The organism is Nocardioides sp. CCNWLW239 (genome assembly GCF_037137035.1).
Classification (GTDB): domain Bacteria; phylum Actinomycetota; class Actinomycetes; order Propionibacteriales; family Nocardioidaceae; genus Nocardioides.
Map to the genome: position 1 here is coordinate 18,569 of NZ_JBBBNW010000007.1, position 20,813 is coordinate 39,381.

Consider the following 20,813-nt stretch of genomic DNA (forward strand, 5'->3'; position numbering starts at 1 on the left):
GAGCGAGCGCCAGCGAGCGACCATAGGCCTCAGGCCGCCACCTCCGTACGATTGCGCTTGCGCTACGGAGGTGGCGGTATGAGCCACTTGCCCCTCTACTGGCGGGTCTGCCTGACGAACTGGGCGGTCTTCTGCGTCGGCACCCTGGTCCTGGCACTGTCCCCGGCCCGGGTATCCGAGCGCGTCCTGGCCTCGGAGGCGGTCGTGCTGGCAGTCGGGCTGGCAGCGATGGCGACCCTCAACGCGCTCCTGCTGCTGCGCAGCCTGGCGCCGATCGACCGGGTCATCCGCACCATGGACTCGGTCGACCACCTCTCCCCGGACCAGCGCCTGACGGCTCAGGGAAAGGGTGCGGGCGCACGTCTGGTGGCCAGCTACAACGCGATGCTCGAGCGGCTGGAGACCGAGCGGAGCACCAGCAACGCCAAGGCGCTCGCGGCACAGGAGGCCGAGCGGCACCGGATCGCCCAAGAGCTCCACGACGAGGTCGGCCAGTCGCTCACCGTCGTGCTCCTGGGGCTCAAGAGGCTGGAGCGACAGGTGCCCGACGAGGTTCGACCCGAGCTCGCCGCGGTCCGCGAGTCCGCGCGCACCGGCATCGATGACGTACGCCGCGTGGCCCGGCAGCTGCGGCCCGGGGTGCTCGAGGACCTCGGCCTGCACTCCGCGCTGGCCTCGCTGGCCACCGACGTCGGCGCGCTCGGCCGCACCACCGTACGCCGCACCATCGCCCCCGGCCTGCCGGACCTGCCCCAGGACCGCGAGCTGGTGATCTACCGGGTCGCCCAGGAGGCGCTCACCAACGTCGCCCGCCACGCCCACGCCGCGACCGCGGAGCTCTCGCTGTGCAAGGTCGGCGACAAGGTCGTCCTCACCGTCACCGATGACGGCCGAGGCAGCGCCGACCTCGTCGCGGGCGCCGGGATCAGCGGCATGCGAGAACGCGCCCTGCTCGTCGGCGCGGAGCTCCGTGTGACCAGCGCCCCCGGCCGCGGCACGACCGTCCTCCTGGAGGTGCCGCTGTGACTCCCACGCCCGCAAAGATCCGGATCCTGCTCGCCGACGACCACACCCTCGTACGCCGCGGGGTCCGCCTCATCCTCGACGCCGAGCCCGATCTGGAGGTCGTCGCCGAGGCGGCCGACGGGGCCGAGGCGGTCGCAGCCCTCCGCGATGTCGAGGTCGACCTGGTGATCCTCGACGTCGCGATGCCTCGGATGACCGGGCTGCAGGCCGCACGCACGATCGCCCGGATGCGTACCCCTCCGAAGATGCTCATGCTCTCGATGCACGACAACGAGCAGTACTTCTTCGAGGCGCTCAAGGTGGGTGCCAGCGGGTACGTCCTCAAGTCGGTCGCCGACGAGGACCTGGTCAAGGCGTGCCGCACCGCCATCCGGGGTCAGGCGTTCGTCTACCCCGGAGCGATGAGCGCGCTCGTCCGCGACTACCTCGACCGCCTCAACCGCGGCGAGAGCCTGCCCCGCACCGTCCTGACCGAGCGCGAGGACGAGGTCCTCAAGCTCATCGCCGAGGGCCACTCCACCCGCGAGATCGCGCGCGAGCTGACGATCTCCTACAAGACCGTCGAGCGGCATCGGGAGAACATCCTCGCGAAGCTCGGCCTGCGGGATCGGACCCAGGTGACCCGGTACGCCATCAGAGCGGGGCTCATCGAGCCTTGACCGGTCGCCGGTGAGGGACTGCGGGCGGAAGCGCGCAGGAGAGCGCCAGGAGTCCCAGGCTCACGCTTCCCGCCACGACGCCGATCGCCATATCCGGCACCCAGGTGATCGCGAAGTCCAGCGAAACACCCATCAGGCTCGGAAGGAGTGCCAGGCCGACCGCGGCCGCCCCGGCCACCACCGCACACGCCCACCTGCTCCGGGTCGAGGCCGGCGCGCGACGCGCGAGCAGCGCGAGCCCCAGCCCGGCCGGGATCAGCACCGCCAGCACCCAGGGCGCCCAGGTCAGCAGCGGGTCGCCGGCCGCCACGTTCGCCGAACCGCCGCGGGCCACCTCGTCGATGTCGGCGGCCGCCGCCGCGAGGCTCGGGGCACGCTTCTCCGCGTAGGCGTTGGCCAGGACGACCACGGCCCGGTCGTCGTCCGGCAGCAGGGAGACGTGGGCGAAGTAGCCGGGAGTGGCACCCGTGTGATGGATGCGACGGCGCTCGTCGCCGCCGTCGATGCTCCAGCCGAAACCGTAGCCACGGTCCTGGCCGGTGACCTCCTGGATGCTCCACGCCTCGTCCTCGAGGGTGCGCGGCAGCACCTCCCCGGCCAGGAGGGCCCGTGCGTACGTCGCCAGGTCCTCCGCCGTGGAGACCACGTACCCGTAGGAGGCACCGGACTCGTCGAAGCCCGGGTCGTAGGCGCGGGTCCAAGCCCACCAGTGTCGGTGTCCGGGCGGGAGCGACTCCGCGCCGCGCGCGTCGGCGGCGGTGGCGGTCATCCCAGCCGGCTCGAACAGCGACTCCTCGGCCACCGCGGCGAAGGAGCGCCCCGTCACCTCCTCGATCAGCGCGCCCAGGACGAGGTAGTCGGCACTCGTGTAGGCGTACTCCCCCGGCACGCCGCTGCGCTCGAGGTCCTCGGCCGCCCGGCGCAGCGCACCCGGCTCGTTGTCGAACCGCTCCGAGACGGCGAGCCCGTCACCTGCCGTGTAGCCGGCGGTATGGGTGAGAAGCTGACGCACGGTCGCCCGAGGCGTCGCCGGCCCGTCCAGATAGCGGTCCACCGGATCGTCCAGCCGGATCCGACCGTCCTCGACGAGTCCCAGGACCAGGGCGCTGGTGAACGTCTTCGCGACCGAACCCACCAGGAACGGAGTCGTCCGAGAGACCGGTCGCCCGGCGCCGTCCGTCCCGGAGACGTACGTCCGGACCTCGTCGTCGTCGATGACCGCCACGGCCGCGCCAGGGACGCCGTTGGCCTCACGCCAGCGCTCGACGTACGCCTGGACGGGATCGTCCGCATCCGCGGCGGTCGCCGCGGAGGTCGGCGCGGCAGTCAGTGAGATCGCGGCCACCACGGCAGCGATGGCAAGAAATCGGGAGGAAGTCATGCCGACAACAATAACCATACGGCCATATTGTTATCATGGGCTCATGGCCAGAACCGCAGACCACGACAGCCGTCGCGCCCAGATCACCGCGGGTGTCCGCGACCTCGCGCTCGCCTCCGGGCTCGGCGCCGTGACCGTCGCTGGGACAGCCAAGGCCGCCGGCATCTCCGTCGGCCTCGTGCAGCACTACTACGACTCCAAGGAGGCCCTGCTCGCCGATACCCTCAGTCGCCTGCTGCACGACATCGAGGGGCGGGTGGACCAGGCCATCGCCGTCGCGGAACGCGACCATGCCCGCATCGAGCACATGCTCGGGGCAGGGCTGCTGGAGCTGCTTCCGTTGACCTCGGCACGACGGGACGAGACCTACCTCCGCCACGCCTTCGCCGGGCTCGCGCTCGACAACCCGACCCTGGCCGAGCACCAGCTGGCCTTCGACCGGCGTCTACGCGACCGCATCGCCCAAGCGGTGAGAAACGGCGCGGAGTGCGGTGAGGTCACCGCCGAGACGGACGCCCTTCTCGAGAGCGAGGCGGCGTTCGCCCTGACCCAAGGACTCGCCGTCCGCCTCCTCATCGATCCCGACGACGTCCTCCCGACCCGGGCGAGAGACGCAATCGCCGACCGGATGGCGGGCGTCTTCGCCGGGCCCTGCGCTCGGGATCCTCAGTCCCCCAGGAACTGACGCAGGGCCGCGAGGAAGGTCTCCGGCTTCTCGGAGTGGACCCAGTGCCCGGCGCCCTTGACGGTCACCTTCCGGTAGCGCGGGAACCACGCCTTCATCGCCGGCGCGTACTCGTCGCTGACGTAGTTCGACAGCTCCCCCGCCACCCACAGCACCGGCCCGTCGTACGGCTCGTACGCCTTCAGCTCCTCGGTGGGCCAGGCGCCGATGCGCTCCAGGTCGCGGCCGAGGACGTCCAGGTTCATCGCCCACCGCCAGCCGTCGCCATCACGGCGCAGGTTCTGGAGCAGGAAGCCACGGACCGTCGGGTCCGGGACCGCCTCGCGCATCGCCGCGTCCGCCTCCTCGCGCCGGGTGATGCGGTCGAGGTCGAGGCCCTGCATGGCCTCGACGTACGTGCTGAATCCGCCGACCCGCTCGTAGACCACGGGCGACATGTCGGCGACGACAAGCTTCGCGACCAGCTCGGGGCGAGTGATCGCGAGCAGCATCGCCACCTTGCCGCCCATGGAATGGCCGACCACGGTCACCGGATCGTCGGCCGAGAGCAGCTCGGCGACAGCCGCGGTCACGTCGAGGTAGTCGAAGGTCTCCGGCTGCGGCGAGCGACCGTGGTGAGGCAGGTCGACCAGCGTCACCCGATGCGTGTCGGCGAGCTGCTTGCCGAGCGTGTTCCAGTTGCGTCCCTGGCCGAAGAGCCCGTGCAGGAAGACGACACGACTTCCGGCGTCGCCGAGCTCGAGCGTATGAAGTGGTGGCACCGGGGAAGCGTACAAACTCAGAAGTCGAAGCCGTCGAACATGTCCCCGATGCCGTCGCCGATCCCGCCGAACATGTCACCCATACCCTCGCCGATGCCGCCGATGGCATCGCCCATGCCCTCGCCGATCTCACCGAAGGCGTCGAAGCCGCCGAACGCACTGAACATCAGCCCGGCGAACATCCAGTCCATCGGCGAGAAGGCGCCGAAGTAGCCGGCAGCGTAGGGCCGGTAGGCCGGACCACCCTGCCAGTAGGGAACGCGCTCGTTGCCCACCATCACCTTGCGGGTGTCGGGCTCGGCACCGGCCTTGACGCGCTCGGCGTCGAGCGCGCAGGCGGGTACGTCGCGGGTGGTCCCACCCGGCGGCGCCCAGGCGACGTCCTCGACGGAGAGCCCGTGGCGAGGGTCGAAGAAGCACGGCGGACGGCGCTTCGGCAGCGGCTCGCCCGCGACCCGAGCCTCGACGCACGCGATCGCGTAGCGACCGTCCTCGACGATCGTCGTGATCTTCTTGACGTCCTCGGGCACGGTCATCTTGTCGACGGTGCGCTTGGCCGTCTCGTATTCGTCCAGCGCCCGCTGGTAGTCGGCGTTGGCGCCCTCGTCGAGCTCCTTGCCGGCCATGTCGAGGTCGAGCTTCTGCAGCTCCTCACCGAAGGCGGTGACGTCCTCGAAGGCGAGCTGCTTGACCGGCTCGAGATCAGCGCGCTGCTTTTCCAGCGCTCGCGCCTGCGAACGCTTGTTGGTCACTACCACGGTCCCGATCACCGCGACGACGATGAGAAGTGCGATCAGAAGTCCCACGTCAATCAGCGTACTGCCACGGTGGTCGGCGGCGCGGTTCGTCTAGGTATGCAGGTGAACCAGCACATCCCAAGCGGAGTTCCACGTGGGATGTGGCCACCCGGCTGCATACCTAGACGAACCGACGCCGCCGGCGCGGCTCAGCTGTGCAGGTTGCTTCGGGCTCCGCTTCAGCTGTAGTCGCGGAAACCCTTGCCGGTCTTGCGGCCGAGGTAGCCGGCCGTGACGAGGTGCTCGAGCAGCGGCGCGGGCGCGAAGCCCGGCTCGCGGAACTCGAGGTAGAGCTCGCGCTCGATGGCCAGGGAGACGTCGTTGCCGACCACGTCGAGCAGCTCGAAGGGCCCCATCGGGAGCGCGCAGCCGAGCTTCATCGCGGTGTCGATGTCGTCGGCGGTGGCGTAGTGGGCCTCGAGCATCTTGACCGCGTCGTTGAGGTAGGGGAACAGGAGCGCGTTGACGATGAAGCCGGCCCGGTCGCCGCACGAGACCGGCGACTTGCCGACCTTCGCACACAGCGCCCGGACGGTCTCGGAGACCTCTTCGGACGTGGTGACGGTGGAGACGACCTCGACCAGCTTCATCACCGGTGCCGGGTTGAAGAAGTGCATCCCGACGACGTCGGCCGGCCGCTTCGTGACCCTCGCCAGCTCGATGACCGGCAGGCTCGAGGTCGTCGTCGCCAGGATCGCGCCGGGCTTGCAGATGTCGTCGAGGTTCTCGAAGAGCGTGGTCTTGATGGCGAGGTCCTCGGCGATCGCCTCGACGACGATGTCGACGTCGGCCAGGTCGTCCAGCGAGGTCGTGCCGGTCAGCCGGCCGAGGATCTCCGGCTTCGCCGACTCCTCCAGCTTGCCCCGCCCGATGGCCTTGTCGAGGCTCTTGGTGATGCGCGCGGCGACGCCGTCCACCTTGTCCTGGCTACGCCCGACGTACGTCACGTCGTAGCCGCCCTTGGCGAAGACCTCGACGATCCCCGACGCCATCGTCCCGGTGCCGACGACGCCCACCTTGGTGATCTCTCGGCGCAGCTCGTGGGTCGCGTCGGTGCTCGGGGTGAGCGCGTCCGGGACCACGATCGGCGAGTCGGCGCCTTCGTAGGTGTAGAAGCCGCGGCCCGACTTCCGGCCGAGCATCCCGGCGGTGACCATCTGCTTGAGGATCGGCGCGGGGGCGTGGAGGCGGTCGCGACCCTGGCGGTACATCGTGTCGAGGATCTCGTAGGAGGTGTCCAGACCGATCAGGTCGAGCAGCGCCAGCGGACCCATCGGGTAGCCGCAGCCCAGCCGCATCGCGGTGTCGATGTCCTCGCGGGTGGCGTAGTGGCCCTCGAACATCGAGACCGCGTGGTTCAGGTAGCCGAAGAGCAGCGCGTTGGCGATGAACCCGGCCCGGTCGCCGCAGACCACCGGCGACTTGCCGAGCTTGCCGACGACCTCGCGGGCGTCGTCGAGCACGTCCGGCTCGGTCACCACGGTGCGTACGATCTCGACGAACTTCTGCACCGGCGCCGGGTTGAAGAAGTGCACGCCGACGACCCGGCCGGGGTGCTTGGACGCGGTCGAGATCTCGGTCACCGACAGCGACGAGGTGTTCGTCGCGAGGATCGTGTCGGGAGCGACGATCTCGTCGAGAGTGGCGAGGATCGACTTCTTCAGCTCCAGCGACTCCACGACCGCCTCGACGACCATGTCGACGTCCTTGAGAGCCGTCGCGTCGGTGGCGAAGGAGATCCGTCCGAGCAGCTCCTGCTGCTCCTCCTCGCTGAGCTTTCCGCGCTTGACCGCGCGACCCGTCGAGTGGGCGAGGTGCTCCTTGCCGCGCTCGAGACCCTCCTCGTCCCGCTCCACCCCGACCACGGTGAACCCGTTGCGGGCGAACACCTCGGCGATCCCGGCACCCATGGTGCCCAGGCCGACGATTCCGACTGTCTCGATCGTGCGCTCACTCATGGCCAGCATCCTGCCACGGCGTGATGCCCGGCACGCCAGGACGCCGCTAGATTCAGCTCCCGTGACCGAACAGACTCAGGACGCCGCACCGAACCAGGCCGAGCGCATCGACGCCGAGCGGATCATCGCCGCCTCCCCCGGCGACATCTTCGCGGTTCTCGTCGACCCCGACGGCCATGTCGCCATCGACGCCTCCGGCATGCTCCAGTCCGCGGAGGGGTCCCCCGTGGCCGAGGTCGGCGACCGGTTCGTCGTCCACATGGACCGTGAGGCCCTCGGGGACTACCCGATGGGCAGGTACGACGTCACCGTGATCATCACGAGGCTGGAGCCCGACCAGGCGATCGAGTGGACCATCGACGGCACCATCAAGCCGCCGATCGGCCACCGTTTCGGCTACCAGCTCGAGCAGCTCGACTCCGGAGACACCCGCGTCACCTCCTACTGCGACTGGTCCACCGCCCTCCCCGAGTGGAAGCCGATCTTCCCGGTGATCGACCAGAAGTCGATCCGGGCCACCCTCGGAGTCCTGGAACGAGCGGTACGCCGCGGCTACCCCCGCCCCTGACCGAGCCGTCACCCCCGCAGGCCGAGGCGTCACGCGCGCGAATCGAGTCGGCACCAGAGTGCCGACTCGATTCGCGTAGGTGACGCCTCGGCCGACGTACGTGACGCCTCGGCTGGGCTGGGTTGGGGCTGGATCAGTAGGTGTGGAAGCCCTCGCCGGTCTTGCGGCCGAGCTTGCCCTCCTGGACCTTCTGGACCAGCAGGGCGGCGGGGTCGAAGCCGGGCTCGCCGAACTCGTTGCGGAGCTCGGACTGGATGGCCAGGGAGACGTCGTTGCCGACGACGTCGAGGAGCTCGAAGGGGCCCATCGGGAATCCGGCGGACTCCTTGATCGCGGCGTCGATCTCGTCCATCGCGACGCCGGACTCGTGCAGCTTGACGGCGTCGTTGAGGTAGGGGAACAGCAGCGCGTTGACGATGAAGCCGGATCGGTCGCCGCAGGACACCGGGACCTTCTTGACCGCCGCGGACAGCGCGCGCACGGTCTCGTCGACCTCGGGCGAGGTCAGGTCGGTGGTGACCACCTCGACGAGCTTCATGACCGGCGCGGGGTTGAAGAAGTGCATCCCGATGACGTCGCCGGGGCGCGAGGTGACCTTGGCCAGCTCCGTGATCGGCATCGAGCTGGTGGTCGTGGCCAGGATGGCGCCGCGGCCATCATTTCCACGCTGCGCGATCCGGTCGAGGTCACGGAAGAGCTCGGTCTTGATGTCGAGGTCCTCGGCGATGCCCTCGATGATCAGGTCTGCCTCGGCGAGGTCCTCACGCGACGTGCTACCGGTCAGGCGGCCGAGCACGGCGGTCTTGGTCTCCTCGTCCGAGCGGCCCTTGGCGATGGCCTTGTCGAGCGACGTGGTGATCCCGGCGACGACGCCGTCGAGCTTCTCCTGGGAGCGGCCGACGAAGACGACGTCGTACCCGGCCTGGGCGAAGACCTGGACGATGCCCGAGGCCATCGTGCCGGTGCCGACCACGCCGATCTTCTCGATCGTGTGGCGCAGCTCCGGAGCCTTCACGTGGTCCCCGGCGGCCGTGGCGAACACGCCGGACTCGTCGGCGACCTGAACGAGCAGGTCAGCCGGCTTGTGCAGGTTGTCGCCGGTCTCCTCGAAGCGGGTGAGCAGCGTGTCGCGTACGGCGGACGCGCCGATCTCGTCGACGGTGGCCAGCGGCCCCTGCGGATAGCCGCAGCCGAAGCGCATGGCGTTGTCGATGTCGGTGGCGGTGGCGTAGCCCGACTCGAGCATGCGAATCGCATGGTTGAGGTAGGGCAGTACGAGCACGTCGTGGATGGAACCCTGGGTCGAAACCGTCATGCGACGGAAGACTGCCAAATTTATTACCCGTGAGTAACCCCTGGTGGCGTGACGCTGCTCACACGAGGCCATGCGATACGTTCTCCCGGTGAGACTCGTCGTTGCCACCTGCCAGGTCGACTACGCGGGGCGGCTCACCGCCCACCTCCCGATGGCCACCAGGGTGCTGATGCTCAAGGCCGACGGATCGGTGCTGGTCCACTCCGACGGGGGCTCCTACAAGCCCCTCAACTGGATGTCGCCGCCCTGCACCCTCTCGGAGGGCAAGTCCGACGACGGCCGTACCGAGTGGACGGTCACCTCCAAGACGGATGACACCTTGCGCATCCTGATCGAGGAGATCCACCACGAGTCCTCCCACGACCTCGGCGTCGACCCCGGCCTGCAGAAGGACGGCGTCGAGAAGCACCTCCAGGAGCTCCTCGCCGACCACCCGGCGACACTGGGCGAGGGCCTGACCCTCGTACGCCGCGAGTACCCGACCGCGATCGGCCCCGTCGACCTGATGTGCCGCGACGCCGACGGCAAGTCGGTCGCCGTCGAGATCAAGCGGCGCGGCGAGATCGACGGCGTCGAGCAGCTGACCCGCTATCTCGAGCTGCTCAACCGCGACCCGCTGCTGGCTCCCGTGCGCGGCATCTTCGCCGCTCAGGCGATCAAGCCGCAGGCGCGGGTTCTCGCCGAGGACCGCGGGATCACCTGCGCGATCGTCGACTACGACGCGCTCCGCGGCCTCGACGACCCGACCCAGAGACTCTTCTGATCAACAGTTGGTGCACGTCCAGGCAAGTTCACGTCGATGAAACATCTTTCCTTACGTTTCGCGTGAAATAGCGTGACAAGATTCACACCATGTCCATCAATTACTCGGGGCATGGCGTTGGGGGCCGCCTGTCCGTGAGCGACGTCGAGGCGATCATGATCGACCTCCTCACGATGCAGCAGATGCACACGGCAGAGTTTCACGCGATCAAGAGCCGGTCGGAGCGCACCGACGCCTCGCTGGACAACATCAACGCCCGCCTGGACAGCATGGAGCGTCGCCTCGACGACCTGCTGATCTCGATGAGCCAGCTGCTCAACTGGATCAACCCACGCTGATCGCCGAGGCGACTCGGCGCTCAGGAGCTGATGGTGACCGGCTCGCCGCCCGAGACCAGGCGCCAGTCGACCGAGGCGAACGCCGCGGGGTCGATGACCTGGTTGGCGGTGACCCAGTCGATGAGCAGCTGCCGGATCTCGACCTGCTGGTTGTAGACGACAGGCGCAGCCGAGACGTGTGGGAAGCCTCCGCCGCCGGACTGACGGTAGTTGTTGACCGCTAGCACGAACTCCTGCGTCTCGGCGACCGCGACCCCGTCGTAGGCGAGGTCGGTGATCCTCGAGCCCACCGGCTTCGAGATGTCGATGTCGTAGGTGAGCGCCGCGTCCAGCCCGGCGATCGTGTCGTAGTTGTAGTCCGGGGTGCCGTTGGGTGCGGTGTCGGTCGGCGCGTTGGTCACGTCCGCGATCGGGAACGGGCCGGTGCCGCTGACCTGCTTGAAGTAGCGGGCGGTGAACTCGAGGTAGTCGCGCAGCTGGGCGCCGGTGATGCGCACCGCCATCAGGGTGTTGTCGTAGATGTAGAGACCGGCCACGTCGCGTACGGTCACCTCCCCCGCCGGGAACGCGGCGGCACGGCTGAACGGGGCCGCGATGGAGATCACCGGCAGCTCCGCGTCGGAGCCGGTCAGGGCCGCCTTGACCGCGTCGGCCTGGACGAAGTTGACGAAGTCGATGATGGGTACGTCCTCGACGACCGCCCGTGCGGCGAGCATCTCCACGGCGGAGGTGCCGACCACGGAGTTGACGTAGGAGACCACGACGTCGTGCTGCTCACGCACCGCGGCCGAGACCTCCGGATCCGCGTCGACGGTGTTGGAGTTGAGCGTCTGCGAGGTCGCCGACTCCAGGACCCAGCGCGGTCGGCCGTGGCCCTTCTCCCGGCGTACGACCAGATCCATCACGGAGACGCGCATGCCCCAGTAGAGCGGCTCGGTGAGCAGCACCTGCTTGCCGGTCGCGGTGTTGGTGACGTAGCGCTGGGTGATCTCCCGGTGGGCGTGGCCGACGAGGATCGCGTCGACGTCCGGCACCTGCTCGGCGACCAGGGTGGCGGCGTTCTCCGGAGGCAGCTCGTCACCGTAGGAGCTGGAGGTGTCGGCTCCCGAGTGGGCGCTGATGATGACCAGGTCGCAGCCGGCCTTCTTGAGCTCGGGCACGTAGATCTTGGCCTGCTCGACCAGTCCCGGGAACTCCATCTTGCCCTCGACGATGGCCTTGTCCCAGATCGCGATGCCCGGGTTGGTCAGGCCGAGCACACCGACCCGGAGGCGCCGGCCGCGGCCGAGGTCGTAGTCCTTGATGATGTAGGGCGGGAAGACCGGCAGCTTGGTCGACGGGTCGACGGCGTTGGCGCCGAGCATCGGGAAGTTCACCTGCTCCTCGAACTTCCGGATGGTGTCGATGCCGTAGTTGAACTCGTGGTTGCCCAGCGCGGCGGCGTCGTAGCCGACCAGGTTCATCGCCCGCGCCATCGGGTGGACCGCACCCTGGGTGATCGGGTCGATCCGGGCGTAGTAGTAGGCCAACGGCGTGCCCTGGATGGTGTCGCCGGCGTCGATGGTGAGGATCGGCTCGCCGCGCCGCTCCGCGCGGACGGCATCGATCAGCGTCTTCACCTTGGCGACGCCGATCTCGTTGCCGGCACTGTTCGAGAACTCGGCGTTCTTGTAGTAGTCCCAGTTGAAGACGTTGCCGTGCAGGTCGGTGGTGCCGAGCACGGTCAGCCGTGCGGTGTCGGGCTTGGCTGCGTACGCCGGGGCTGCGGTGTAGCCGGCAGCGCTCAGCGCCGCGGCGCCGGTGACAGCACCGGACAGGACAGAGCGGCGGGTGGCGTGAGGCATCGGTAACGTCCTTGCACGAGTAGGTAAACAACTGCAAGGCAATTCCTACCACCTCGGGCGCAACTTGGCGGCGCCTTTTACGCACGATGCCTAGGCGGCCAGATGCTTCTTCTTGACCGGCTTGCCGTCGAGGGTCACCAGGCGGCGCTTCTTGACCGTCATCCCCTCGGGCAGGGTGCCTTCCTTGAGCATGCGGATCGGGCACCGCTTGCAGCGCGACTTCGACACGCAGCACTCCGTCTTGGGAGGCTTCCTCTTCTTACCCACGCCCGAAGGCTAACAGCAGGGTTAGGCGAGCCTTAGTTCCTGGAACCGGCCCGCCGCACCCCCTGATGCCGCCGCTGCGGCTCATCGCTCCTCGGCCAGGCGACGAGCCAGGACGGGGATGACGATGGCAGCGGCGACGAGGTGCAGAGCCATCAGCACGACCGCGCTGGCAGCGTCGAAGCCGAAGGTGACGTCGGGGACGAGCGAGGCGACGGTGAGCACGACAGTGGTCACCACGAACGTACGTCGCGGGCGGCGGGCGACACGGGCCATCCCCGCGGCCATCGCGACGCCGATGAGCGAGAAGACGGCGGTCAGCTGGGCGAAGCCGGCGATCGGGATCGCGCCGTGCGGGTCTTCGAAGGTCACCCCGAACCCGAGGGCGACCGCGGCCAGGGCGGTGACGACGACACTCGCCGCTGCCGTGGCGCCGAGGCCGTGGAGCCAGACCGACCTGCGGGTGGAGCCGGAGGAAAGGGCGCTCTGCTGGGTGGTGGTGATCGTGGACATCTCGTTCTCCTGTGGACTGGCGGGAGGCGCTGTCCGCCTCCCTCTGCCCACTCCACGAATGACCATGCCCCCGGATCGACACGGCTCCCGAAGTTTTTTCGGGAGCCGTGTCGATCGCCGGTTCAGGCCAGGTCGTTGGCCTTGCGGATGACCTCGACGATGTCGGCCATGATCTCGGTGAGACTGAAGTCCTTGGGCGTGTAGACCGCCGCGACCCCCGACTCGATCAGGGTCCTGGCGTCGGACTCGGGCACGATGCCGCCGACGATGACGGGTACGTCACCCAGACCCGCCTCGCGCAGCCCGTCGACCACCGACGGCACCAGCGACATGTGCGATCCGGAGAGGATGGACAGCCCGACCACGTGGACGTCCTCGGCGACCGCCGCGGCGACGATCTGCTCCGGGGTGAGTCGGATGCCCTGGTAGATGACCTCGAAGCCGGCGTCACGGGCCCGGACGGCGACCTGCTCGGCGCCGTTGGAGTGACCGTCCAGACCAGGCTTACCGACGAGCATGCGCAGCTTGACGCCGAGCTCCTCGCCGGTGGCCTTGACCCGGTCGCGTACGGCCGACAGCTCGGCACCGGCCTCCGCGGCACCGACGGCGCCGGAGACGCCGGTCGGTGCCCGGAACTCGCCGAAGACCTCGCGCAGGGTGCCGGCCCACTCCCCCGTGGTCGCGCCCGCACGGGCGGCGGCGAGGGTGGCCTCCATCAGGTTGGCGTCGGTCTTCGCCGCGGCGGCCAGCGCGGCCAGCGCCTCGGTGACCGCGGCCTCGTCCCGGGATGCCTTCCACGCCTCGAGCGAGGCCTTGGCGGCCTCCTCGGCGCGGGGGTCGGCCACCATGATCGCGGCGTCCAGGTCGGCGGTCAGCGGGCTCGGCTCGGTCGTGGTGAACTTGTTGACCCCGACGATGATCTCCTCGCCGGACTCGATGGCGGCACGGCGGCGCGCGTGCGAGGAGACCAGCTCGGACTTCATGTAGCCGCTGTCCACCGCGGCGATCGCGCCGCCCATGGCCTGGACCCGGTCGATCTCCTCCTTGGCACCCGCGACGAGCTCGGCCACCTTGGCCTCGACGACCGGTGAGCCGTCGAAGAGGTCGTCGTACTCGAGCAGATCGGACTCGTAGGCCAGCACCTGCTGCAGGCGCAGCGACCACTGCTGGTCCCACGGGCGCGGCAGGCCGAGCGCCTCGTTCCAGGCGGGCAGCTGCACCGCGCGGGCACGCGCGTTCTTGGACAGCGTCACCGCGAGCATCTCCAGCACGATGCGCTGGACGTTGTTCTCGGGCTGCGCCTCGGTCAGGCCGAGGGAGTTGACCTGTACGCCGTAGCGGAACCGGCGCATCTTCGGGTCCTCGACGCCGTAGCGCTCGCGGGTGATCTCGTCCCACAGCTCGACGAAGGCGCGCATCTTGCACATCTCCTCGACGAACCGGACGCCGGCGTTGACGAAGAACGAGATCCGGCCGACGACCTTGCCGAAGTCCTCCTCGGAGACCTGGCCGGAGGCCTTGACCGCGTCGAGCACCGAGATGGCGGTGCACATCGAGTAGGCGATCTCCTGCACCGGCGTTGCCCCGGCCTCCTGCAGGTGGTAGCTGCAGATGTTGATCGGGTTCCACTTCGGGATCTGGTGGACGGTGTAGGCGATCATGTCGCTGATCAGCCGCAGGGAGTGCTCCGGAGGGAAGACGTACGTCCCCCGGGAGAGGTATTCCTTGATGATGTCGTTCTGCGTGGTGCCGGCCAGCTTGGCGGCCACCTCGGCCGGGTCCATCCCGGGGTTCTGCTCCTCGGCGGCGACCTGATACATCGCGAGCAGCCACATGGCGGTCGCATTGATCGTCATCGAGGTGTTCAACTCGGTGAGGGGGATCTGGTCGAAGAGCTTGCGCATCTCCCCCATGTGCATGATCGGCACACCCACCTTGCCGACCTCGCCGCGCGCGAGAACGCTGTCGGGGTCGTAGCCGGTCTGCGTGGGCAGGTCGAAGGCGACCGAGAGGCCGGTCTGGCCCTTGGCGAGGTTGTTGCGATAGAGCTGGTTGGACGCCTCGGCGGTCGAGTGGCCGGCGTACGTGCGCATCAGCCAGGAGCGATCCTTCGCCGGGCGGCTCTGCTCGGAAGGCGTGGTGTCCGTCATAAGAGGCATGCTAGCCCCTCGGTTACCGCTCAGTAACCGGCTCCGGTGTGGAAGATGTCACTCATCGCCCCGCTCTTTACCGACTACGCGATGAGCGGGGAGTTCTCCACCTCGAGGACACGATAGAGCCTGGACAGATGCAGCATGCGGCGCACCGCGGGAGTGCAGCCGTGCAGGGTGAGGTGGCGACCCTCGGAGTGCGCCTGCCGGGTCGCGACGGCGAGCAGCTTCAGCGCGGTCACGTCGGCACTGCCCACGCCGGAGACATCGAGAACGACATCACCCTCCACCGAGTCGAGGTGGTCGTAGATGACACTGCGTGCCATCCAGGTGCTGCGTACGTCGAAGTCTCCACTCAGTACCAGCGTCGGCCCGTCGATCACGATCTCCATGCCTGCCTCCATCCCCGGAAGTGGGTTGCCCTACACAGAAGATGACGCTCCCTCTCGCCCACTATGACGCGCGGCTGATCGGATTGGTTGCACCTCAACCGCCTCATTAGTCACTTTTGTCACAATTTTCTGTCATTTGACCATGCGCGCAGAGGTGGCCCGCCCGCATAGGCTCAGCGCATGGTCAACCTGACGCGTATCTACACCCGCACCGGCGACGCCGGTGAGACCCGGCTCGGCGACATGAGCCTGACCGCCAAGACCGACCCGCGGCTGGAGGCGTACGCGACCACCGACGAGGCCGGGGCCGCGATCGGTGTCGCCCTGGCCCACGGCGGCATCGACGAGGACGTCGTCAAGGTCCTGACGACGATCCAGAACGACCTCTTCGACGTCGGTGCCGACCTCTCGACCCCGGTGGTCCCCGACCCCGAGTATCCGCCGCTGCGCGTCGAGCAGGCCTACATCGACCGGCTCGAGGCGTGGTGCGACGCCTACAACGAGCCCCTCGAGAAGCTCCGCTCGTTCATCCTCTCCGGCGGCACCGTCGCCGCTGCCCACCTGCACGTGGCCCGCACCGTCGCGCGTCGTGCCGAGCGGGCGGCCTGGGCTGCGTACGCGGTCCACGGCGAGACCATGAACAAGCTCGCGCTGACCTACCTCAACCGCCTCAGCGACCTGCTCTTCATCCTCGCCCGGCACGCCAACCGCGAGCAGGGCGACGTGCTGTGGGTGCCGGGCGGCGAGCGCGGCTAGGCGACGCGCAGGGCGCGCGTCACAGCCAGCCGCGGCGTCCCGCCTCGTAGCCGAGCTGGAGGCGGGTGTCGACCTGCGCGCGGTCCATCATCTGGCGCACCCGCCGTTGGACCGTACGCAGCGACAGCCCGAGCTGCGCACCGATGGAGGCGTCGGTCAGGCCGGCGAGCAGCAGCGAGAGCACCTTGGTGTCCAGCGGCTCGAGACGATCGGGCGCCGTCGCGACCGTGCCCTCCGGGGTGGCGACCAGCTTGGGCGCCGAGGCCCAGATCAGGTCGAAGAGGGCGAGGATCGCGTCGAGCAGACCGCTGGGGTGGAGGAGCAACGCGTCCTGGACGGTCTGGCGATCGCCTGATTCCGACGAACTCTGCATCAGCGGGATCAGGGCGATCTCGCGGTCGACGATGAAGGCGCGCAGCGGCACGGTCGGCACGACCCGCAGCTCGATCCCGATCTCGAGCCCGGAGTCGATGGTCTCGTAGATGCCGGGGGTGTCGAAGACGGAGCGCTCGAGCACGATGTCGTGGCGGACCCCGCGCTCGAGCGCGGCCCGCTCGGCCTCGTCGGCGTCCTCCCGGGTGACGACGGCGGCCTGTGGCTTCTGCAGGGCCTGGATGCACTTCTTGGCCGAGTACTGCAGCTGGGCGAACCGCTGGGCGATCGCCTCGGTGCCGTGCACGACGTCGACGACGTCGGCGACGTCACGACGAGCGACCGAGCCGCGATAGAGGCCCGCGAGCTCGGTCATCTCGACCTGCGCGCGGCGCAGCTCGTCCTGGCGCTGGACGAGCAGCGCCCCGAGCGCAACCGCCGGCGGAGAGGCGACGTAGCGGTCCTGGCCCGCCGAGGCCCGGGCGACCAGACCTTTCCCTTCCAGCGTGGCCAGCACTGCGGCGACTGCGTAGGTGTCCAGCTCGGCCGCCTGGGCCAGCTCCTCGAGATTCGCCGACGGAGCTCCGACCAGATGGCGGTAGACGGACTCCTCGAGGTTGTCGAGACCGAGCGCATCGAGCATCCGAGATGCCTTTCTTGGCAGGGGAAGAACGAGGGACATCATGGCAGATATACGACACGTCATATTCCCGCCATAGCGGTTCGACTTGCATTCACCGGCAACTTGGCCGAAAGTATTCATCGCCACCTCGGTCCGGATCCCCCCGCTCGGATCGAGGTGGCTTTTCTTTTACGCGAGGAATCGCCCGCGGCGGGTTCGGATTCGGTTGCGCGGCGCCCGCGAGGGGCGTCCGGCTATGCAACCCGATGAATGCACTGAACGGGCGTCGTCACACCCTGGTGGTCTAGACCAGTGCGACCGCAACGAACGAGAGGCGCCTCACCACGAGCGTCCACGAAGTCGCAGAACCGCCCTCATGCTGGAAGAATAGATCGGGTGCCCTCGCTCGAAGCTCTCACGAACGACCTCCTCCGCGAGACCTTCGACCCCCCGACGATCCAGCGCGGCGAGGGCTACGCGGCCGATGGCCGGGTCAGTGAGCCCCGGGTCACCGAGGACGGCAACGGCACGCTGCGAGCGGCCGCTGAGGTCAGCGGCACCAGCCCGGCCCCCTACCGCGTCACCCTCCACCTGCAGTCCACGAACGGCGTCACCAGGCTGACGACCTCGTGCACCTGCCCGGTGCGCAACAACTGCAAGCACGGGGTCGCCCTGTGCCTCGTCCTCGCCGGCTCCGGCACGAAGGCGACGGCGACCGGCCCGTCGTGGGAGACGGAGCTGCGTACGCTGCTGGGCCAGCTCGCCGAGGACAACAAGCCCGAGGACGACCTGCCCGCGCTGGCGCTCGAGATCGACGTGCACAGCCCGCGGTCGGCGGTGGCGGGCTCCCCCACCGTCGAGCTCCGGCCGATGCGGATGGGCAACCGGGAGCGCTGGGCGAAGACCGGCGCCGACTGGGCCAACATCCCCAACGCACAGCCCGGCAAGGACTTCCCGCGCAGCCAGCTGCTCCCGCTGCAGGAGCTCGCCCGCCAGCTGCGGCCGGACCGGCTGCTCTACGCCCGCGGCTCCTCGCTCGGCCTCGCCGACTTCGGCGAGCACGCGATCAGCCTGCTCCGCGACGCGGTCCGTGGCGGGGTGACCATCCTGCCCGGCGAGAACGTGCGTGGCGTGGTGATCTTCGACGAGCCGCTCTCGCTCGCCGGCGAGCTGCGGCGCGAGGACGGCGAAGCCGTCCTCCGTTTCGGCCTGGCCCAGGGCGAGCGGGTCTACGCCGGTCCGACGGTGCTCCCGATCGGGCGCCCACCCCGCGCCGTGGGCGTGCTCGATGCCGGGGTGCTGCACCTCGGCGAGCTGTCGGGGCCACTGTCGACGCACGCACACCGGCTGGTGACCGCCCGAGAACCGCTCGTCGTCCCCGAACCCGAGATCGGCACGCTGAGCGCCCTGCTGGGCCCCTTGGCCCGCCTGGTTCCGCTGCGGTCCGCCGACGGCTCGCTCGACATCCCCGAACCGCCTGCACCGCGACTGAGCCTCACGGTCACCTGGCGCAGCTCGACGCATGCCACGCTCGGCTGGACATGGGCCTACGGCGTACGTCACTACCCGGTGGACTCCCGCGAGGACCTCGGTCTGGTCCGCGACCCTGCGGCGGAGGCAACGCTTCGTGGACTCGTCTCCGCCGAGCTGCTCCGCAAGCAGGAGGTGCGTGACGGCGATGCGCTCGCGCTCGCCATCCACGACCTTCCCGCGCTGCGCGAGATCGACGGGGTCGAGGTCACCGAGGTGGAACGGCCCGACTTCCGCGAGACCGACGAGGACCCGGAGATCTCCTTCGAGGTCACCTCGCCCGACGACGCCGTCGCAGGCGGCCAGGACTGGCTCGACCTGCAGGTCGTGATCCGGATCGGCGGCGAGGCCGTCCCGCTGCCCGACGTACTCTCGGCACTGACCCGCGGCGACGACCACCTCATCCTCCCCAGCGGCACCTACATCACCACCGACCGCCCGGAGCTGGATCGGCTGCGCAACGTCGTCGAGGCCGCCGGACAGCTCCATGAACGCAGCGGTGACGGGCTCGCGGTCGGCAAGCACGACCTCGGCATCTGGGCCGAGCTCGCCGAGCTGGGCGTCGTCGACCAGCAGGCTGCCGAGTGGGTCCAGCGGGCGCAGGCGCTGCGCGACCTGCGCGAGATCCCGCGTCCCTCGCCCACGGGGCTGGCGACCGAGCTGCGGCACTACCAGCTCGACGGCTTCCACTGGCTGGCGTTCCTGCACGACCAAGGTCTCGGCGGGATCCTCGCCGACGACATGGGTCTGGGCAAGACGCTCCAGGTGCTGGCCACGATCTCCCACGCCGTGCACGCGCAGCCGGGCCCGCGCGCGCCGTATCTCGTGGTGGCGCCCACCTCGGTCGTACCGGCCTGGGTCCAGGAGGCCCGCCGCCACACTCCCGGCCTCCGGGTGAACACGGTGAGCAAGCGGGTCGACTCCGTGGCCGAGGCCCGCGAGGATGCCGACGTCGTCGTCACGACCTATGCCATCCTGCGTCTCGAGCAGGACGCCTTCGCCGGGCGTCCCTGGGCCGGCCTCGTCCTCGACGAGGCGCAGCAGGTCAAGAACCACCAGTCCAAGACGTACGCTGCGGCCCGCCGCATCGACGCCCGCTGGCGCCTCGCGGTGACCGGCACACCGTTCGAGAACCGGCTGATGGAGCTGTGGGCGCTGCTCTCGATCACGGCGCCGGGCCTCTACCCCAGCCCGCGGATGTTCCGCGACACGGTGGTCTCGCCCGTGGAGAAGTCGGGTGATGACGCCGCCCTGCGCCGGTTCCGCACCCGGTTGCGCCCGTTCCTGCTGCGGCGTACGAAGGAGCTCGTCGCCGACGACCTGCCGCCCAAGCAGGAGCAGGTGCTCGGCGTCGACCTCAACCCGGCCCACCGCAAGATCTACGACGCCCACCTGGCCAGGGAGCGGCAGCGGATCCTGCACCTGCTCGACGACTTCAACGACAACCGGGTCGCGATCCTCAGCGCGCTGACCAGGCTGCGCCAGCTCTCGCTCGACCCCGGTCTGGTCGACCCCGAGGACGACCACGTGGGCTCGGCCAAGCTCGAGACGCTCGTCGACCACATCGAGGAGCTCGCCGCCGAAGGCCACAAGGCACTCGTGTTCAGCCAGTTCACCTCGTTCCTCGGCCGTGCGCGCACCCGGCTCGCCGAGGCCGGCATCGACGCCGCCTACCTCGACGGCTCGACCCGCGACCGGGGCGCGGTGATCGAGAGCTTCCGCGACGGTGACGCCCCGGTCTTCCTGATCTCGTTGAAGGCGGGAGGTGTCGGCCTGACCCTGACCGAGGCCGACTACGTCTTCGTGCTCGACCCGTGGTGGAACCCCGCTGCCGAGGCCCAGGCCGTCGACCGTGCCCACCGCATCGGTCAGACCCAGCACGTCATGGTCTACCGCCTCGTCTCGACCGACACGATCGAGGAGAAGGTCATGGAGCTCAAGGAGCGCAAGGCCGAGCTCTTCGCGAAGGTCGTCGACGGTGAAGGTGCGATGGGCTCCACCATCGGCGCCGACGACATCCGCGCCCTCTTCGACTAGAGCGGGCAGCCCGTCGCGCGGTAGCCGAGTCGGCTCGTTCCAACGCGCGGACTGGGCGCGCCGCTCCCCTGTAACACGCTGT

Annotated in this window: 19 protein-coding genes; 8 read left to right on the forward strand and 11 right to left on the reverse strand. The window is 69.2% G+C overall.

What is annotated here, in order from left to right; genetic code table 11:
* Positions 1 to 78 precede the first annotated feature (78 nt).
* Positions 79 to 1,026 (forward strand): sensor histidine kinase, encoded by a 948-nt coding sequence (locus tag WBG06_RS22370; RefSeq protein ID WP_336739396.1) that lies wholly within the window; start codon positions 79 to 81, stop codon positions 1,024 to 1,026.
* Positions 1,023 to 1,685, forward strand: coding sequence for a response regulator (locus WBG06_RS22375; RefSeq protein ID WP_141803142.1), 663 nt, complete (start codon positions 1,023 to 1,025; stop codon positions 1,683 to 1,685). Before WBG06_RS22370 ends, WBG06_RS22375 begins: the two co-directional genes overlap by 4 nt.
* Here WBG06_RS22375 and WBG06_RS22380 read toward each other — a convergent pair.
* Positions 1,672 to 3,066: a serine hydrolase domain-containing protein gene (locus tag WBG06_RS22380; protein ID WP_336739401.1), complete on the reverse strand. Its 1,395-nt coding sequence runs from the start codon at positions 3,064 to 3,066 to the stop codon at positions 1,672 to 1,674. The genes WBG06_RS22375 and WBG06_RS22380 overlap by 14 nt on opposite strands.
* 43 nt (positions 3,067 to 3,109) lie before the next feature.
* Here WBG06_RS22380 and WBG06_RS22385 point away from each other — a divergent pair, with 43 nt between their 5' ends.
* Positions 3,110 to 3,751 carry a TetR/AcrR family transcriptional regulator gene (locus WBG06_RS22385; protein WP_336739403.1) on the forward strand — a complete coding sequence of 214 codons (642 nt, stop codon included), beginning with the start codon at positions 3,110 to 3,112 and terminating at the stop codon, positions 3,749 to 3,751.
* On the opposite strand, the gene WBG06_RS22390 is transcribed toward WBG06_RS22385, so the two are convergent.
* The 3 genes from WBG06_RS22390 to WBG06_RS22400 all read right to left on the reverse strand — a co-directional run bounded on the left by WBG06_RS22390 (position 3,733) and on the right by WBG06_RS22400 (position 7,267).
* On the reverse strand, positions 3,733 to 4,512 hold the full coding sequence (locus WBG06_RS22390; protein ID WP_336739405.1) for an alpha/beta fold hydrolase: 780 nt from the start codon (positions 4,510 to 4,512) through the stop codon (positions 3,733 to 3,735). The genes WBG06_RS22385 and WBG06_RS22390 overlap by 19 nt on opposite strands.
* 17 nt (positions 4,513 to 4,529) lie before the next feature.
* On the reverse strand, positions 4,530 to 5,318 hold the full coding sequence (locus WBG06_RS22395; RefSeq protein WP_336739406.1) for a hypothetical protein: 789 nt from the start codon (positions 5,316 to 5,318) through the stop codon (positions 4,530 to 4,532).
* A gap of 170 nt (positions 5,319 to 5,488) precedes the next feature.
* Entirely contained in the window at positions 5,489 to 7,267 is a 1,779-nt protein-coding gene (locus WBG06_RS22400) for a 3-hydroxyacyl-CoA dehydrogenase family protein (protein WP_336739408.1), read from the reverse strand.
* Between the two features lie 61 nt (positions 7,268 to 7,328).
* On the opposite strand from WBG06_RS22400, the gene WBG06_RS22405 reads away from it, so the two are divergent.
* Positions 7,329 to 7,835: a polyketide cyclase gene (locus tag WBG06_RS22405; RefSeq protein WP_336739409.1), complete on the forward strand. Its 507-nt coding sequence runs from the start codon at positions 7,329 to 7,331 to the stop codon at positions 7,833 to 7,835.
* A 133-nt stretch (positions 7,836 to 7,968) separates the two neighbouring features.
* Here the strand turns inward: WBG06_RS22405 and WBG06_RS22410 are convergent, their stop codons facing one another.
* Complete coding sequence (locus WBG06_RS22410; protein ID WP_336739411.1) at positions 7,969 to 9,150, reverse strand: 3-hydroxyacyl-CoA dehydrogenase family protein; 1,182 nt, start codon at positions 9,148 to 9,150, stop codon at positions 7,969 to 7,971.
* Between the two features lie 88 nt (positions 9,151 to 9,238).
* On the opposite strand from WBG06_RS22410, the gene nucS reads away from it, so the two are divergent.
* Complete coding sequence (gene nucS, locus WBG06_RS22415) at positions 9,239 to 9,913, forward strand: endonuclease NucS (protein WP_336739412.1); 675 nt, start codon at positions 9,239 to 9,241, stop codon at positions 9,911 to 9,913.
* Positions 9,914 to 10,002: 89 nt separating this feature from the next.
* Positions 10,003 to 10,251 (forward strand): hypothetical protein, encoded by a 249-nt coding sequence (locus WBG06_RS22420; RefSeq protein WP_336739414.1) that lies wholly within the window; start codon positions 10,003 to 10,005, stop codon positions 10,249 to 10,251.
* A gap of 20 nt (positions 10,252 to 10,271) precedes the next feature.
* Here WBG06_RS22420 and WBG06_RS22425 read toward each other — a convergent pair whose 3' ends face one another.
* The 5 genes from WBG06_RS22425 to WBG06_RS22445 all read right to left on the reverse strand — a co-directional run bounded on the left by WBG06_RS22425 (position 10,272) and on the right by WBG06_RS22445 (position 15,414).
* On the reverse strand, positions 10,272 to 12,095 hold the full coding sequence (locus tag WBG06_RS22425) for a bifunctional metallophosphatase/5'-nucleotidase (protein WP_336739416.1): 1,824 nt from the start codon (positions 12,093 to 12,095) through the stop codon (positions 10,272 to 10,274).
* 90 nt (positions 12,096 to 12,185) lie between these two features.
* Entirely contained in the window at positions 12,186 to 12,362 is a 177-nt protein-coding gene (locus WBG06_RS22430; protein ID WP_008362162.1) for a hypothetical protein, read from the reverse strand.
* A gap of 81 nt (positions 12,363 to 12,443) precedes the next feature.
* Positions 12,444 to 12,872, reverse strand: a complete 429-nt coding sequence (locus WBG06_RS22435; protein WP_336739419.1) for a DUF6069 family protein — start codon at positions 12,870 to 12,872, stop codon at positions 12,444 to 12,446.
* Positions 12,873 to 12,994: 122 nt separating this feature from the next.
* Positions 12,995 to 15,022: a protein meaA gene (locus tag WBG06_RS22440; protein ID WP_336739420.1), complete on the reverse strand. Its 2,028-nt coding sequence runs from the start codon at positions 15,020 to 15,022 to the stop codon at positions 12,995 to 12,997.
* 83 nt (positions 15,023 to 15,105) lie between these two features.
* Positions 15,106 to 15,414, reverse strand: a complete 309-nt coding sequence (locus WBG06_RS22445; protein WP_336739422.1) for an STAS domain-containing protein — start codon at positions 15,412 to 15,414, stop codon at positions 15,106 to 15,108.
* Between the two features lie 180 nt (positions 15,415 to 15,594).
* On the opposite strand from WBG06_RS22445, the gene WBG06_RS22450 reads away from it, so the two are divergent.
* A complete protein-coding gene (locus WBG06_RS22450; protein WP_336739423.1) occupies positions 15,595 to 16,170 on the forward strand; it encodes a cob(I)yrinic acid a,c-diamide adenosyltransferase in 576 nt (191 codons plus the stop codon).
* A gap of 19 nt (positions 16,171 to 16,189) precedes the next feature.
* Here the strand turns inward: WBG06_RS22450 and WBG06_RS22455 are convergent, their stop codons facing one another.
* Positions 16,190 to 17,185, reverse strand: coding sequence for a helix-turn-helix domain-containing protein (locus WBG06_RS22455; RefSeq protein WP_336739425.1), 996 nt, complete (start codon positions 17,183 to 17,185; stop codon positions 16,190 to 16,192).
* Between the two features lie 375 nt (positions 17,186 to 17,560).
* Between WBG06_RS22455 and WBG06_RS22460 the strand changes: the two genes are divergently transcribed.
* Positions 17,561 to 20,731, forward strand: a complete 3,171-nt coding sequence (locus WBG06_RS22460; protein WP_336739427.1) for a DEAD/DEAH box helicase — start codon at positions 17,561 to 17,563, stop codon at positions 20,729 to 20,731.
* The last annotated feature ends 82 nt before the right edge of the window (positions 20,732 to 20,813 follow it).

Bases quoted from the DNA above. Each gene is read 5' to 3' on its own strand.
- WBG06_RS22370 (WP_336739396.1), top strand. From the start codon at position 79: ATGAGCCACTTGCCCCTCTACTGGCGGGTCTGCCTGACGAACTGGGCG.
- WBG06_RS22380 (WP_336739401.1), bottom strand. From the start codon at position 3,066: ATGACTTCCTCCCGATTTCTTGCCATCGCTGCCGTGGTGGCCGCGATC.
- WBG06_RS22385 (WP_336739403.1), top strand. From the start codon at position 3,110: ATGGCCAGAACCGCAGACCACGACAGCCGTCGCGCCCAGATCACCGCG.
- WBG06_RS22400 (WP_336739408.1), bottom strand. From the start codon at position 7,267: ATGAGTGAGCGCACGATCGAGACAGTCGGAATCGTCGGCCTGGGCACC.
- WBG06_RS22410 (WP_336739411.1), bottom strand. From the start codon at position 9,150: ATGACGGTTTCGACCCAGGGTTCCATCCACGACGTGCTCGTACTGCCC.
- WBG06_RS22420 (WP_336739414.1), top strand. From the start codon at position 10,003: ATGTCCATCAATTACTCGGGGCATGGCGTTGGGGGCCGCCTGTCCGTG.
- WBG06_RS22425 (WP_336739416.1), bottom strand. From the start codon at position 12,095: ATGCCTCACGCCACCCGCCGCTCTGTCCTGTCCGGTGCTGTCACCGGC.
- WBG06_RS22435 (WP_336739419.1), bottom strand. From the start codon at position 12,872: ATGTCCACGATCACCACCACCCAGCAGAGCGCCCTTTCCTCCGGCTCC.
- WBG06_RS22440 (WP_336739420.1), bottom strand. From the start codon at position 15,022: ATGACGGACACCACGCCTTCCGAGCAGAGCCGCCCGGCGAAGGATCGC.
- WBG06_RS22445 (WP_336739422.1), bottom strand. From the start codon at position 15,414: ATGGAGATCGTGATCGACGGGCCGACGCTGGTACTGAGTGGAGACTTC.
- WBG06_RS22450 (WP_336739423.1), top strand. From the start codon at position 15,595: ATGGTCAACCTGACGCGTATCTACACCCGCACCGGCGACGCCGGTGAG.
- WBG06_RS22455 (WP_336739425.1), bottom strand. From the start codon at position 17,185: ATGCTCGATGCGCTCGGTCTCGACAACCTCGAGGAGTCCGTCTACCGC.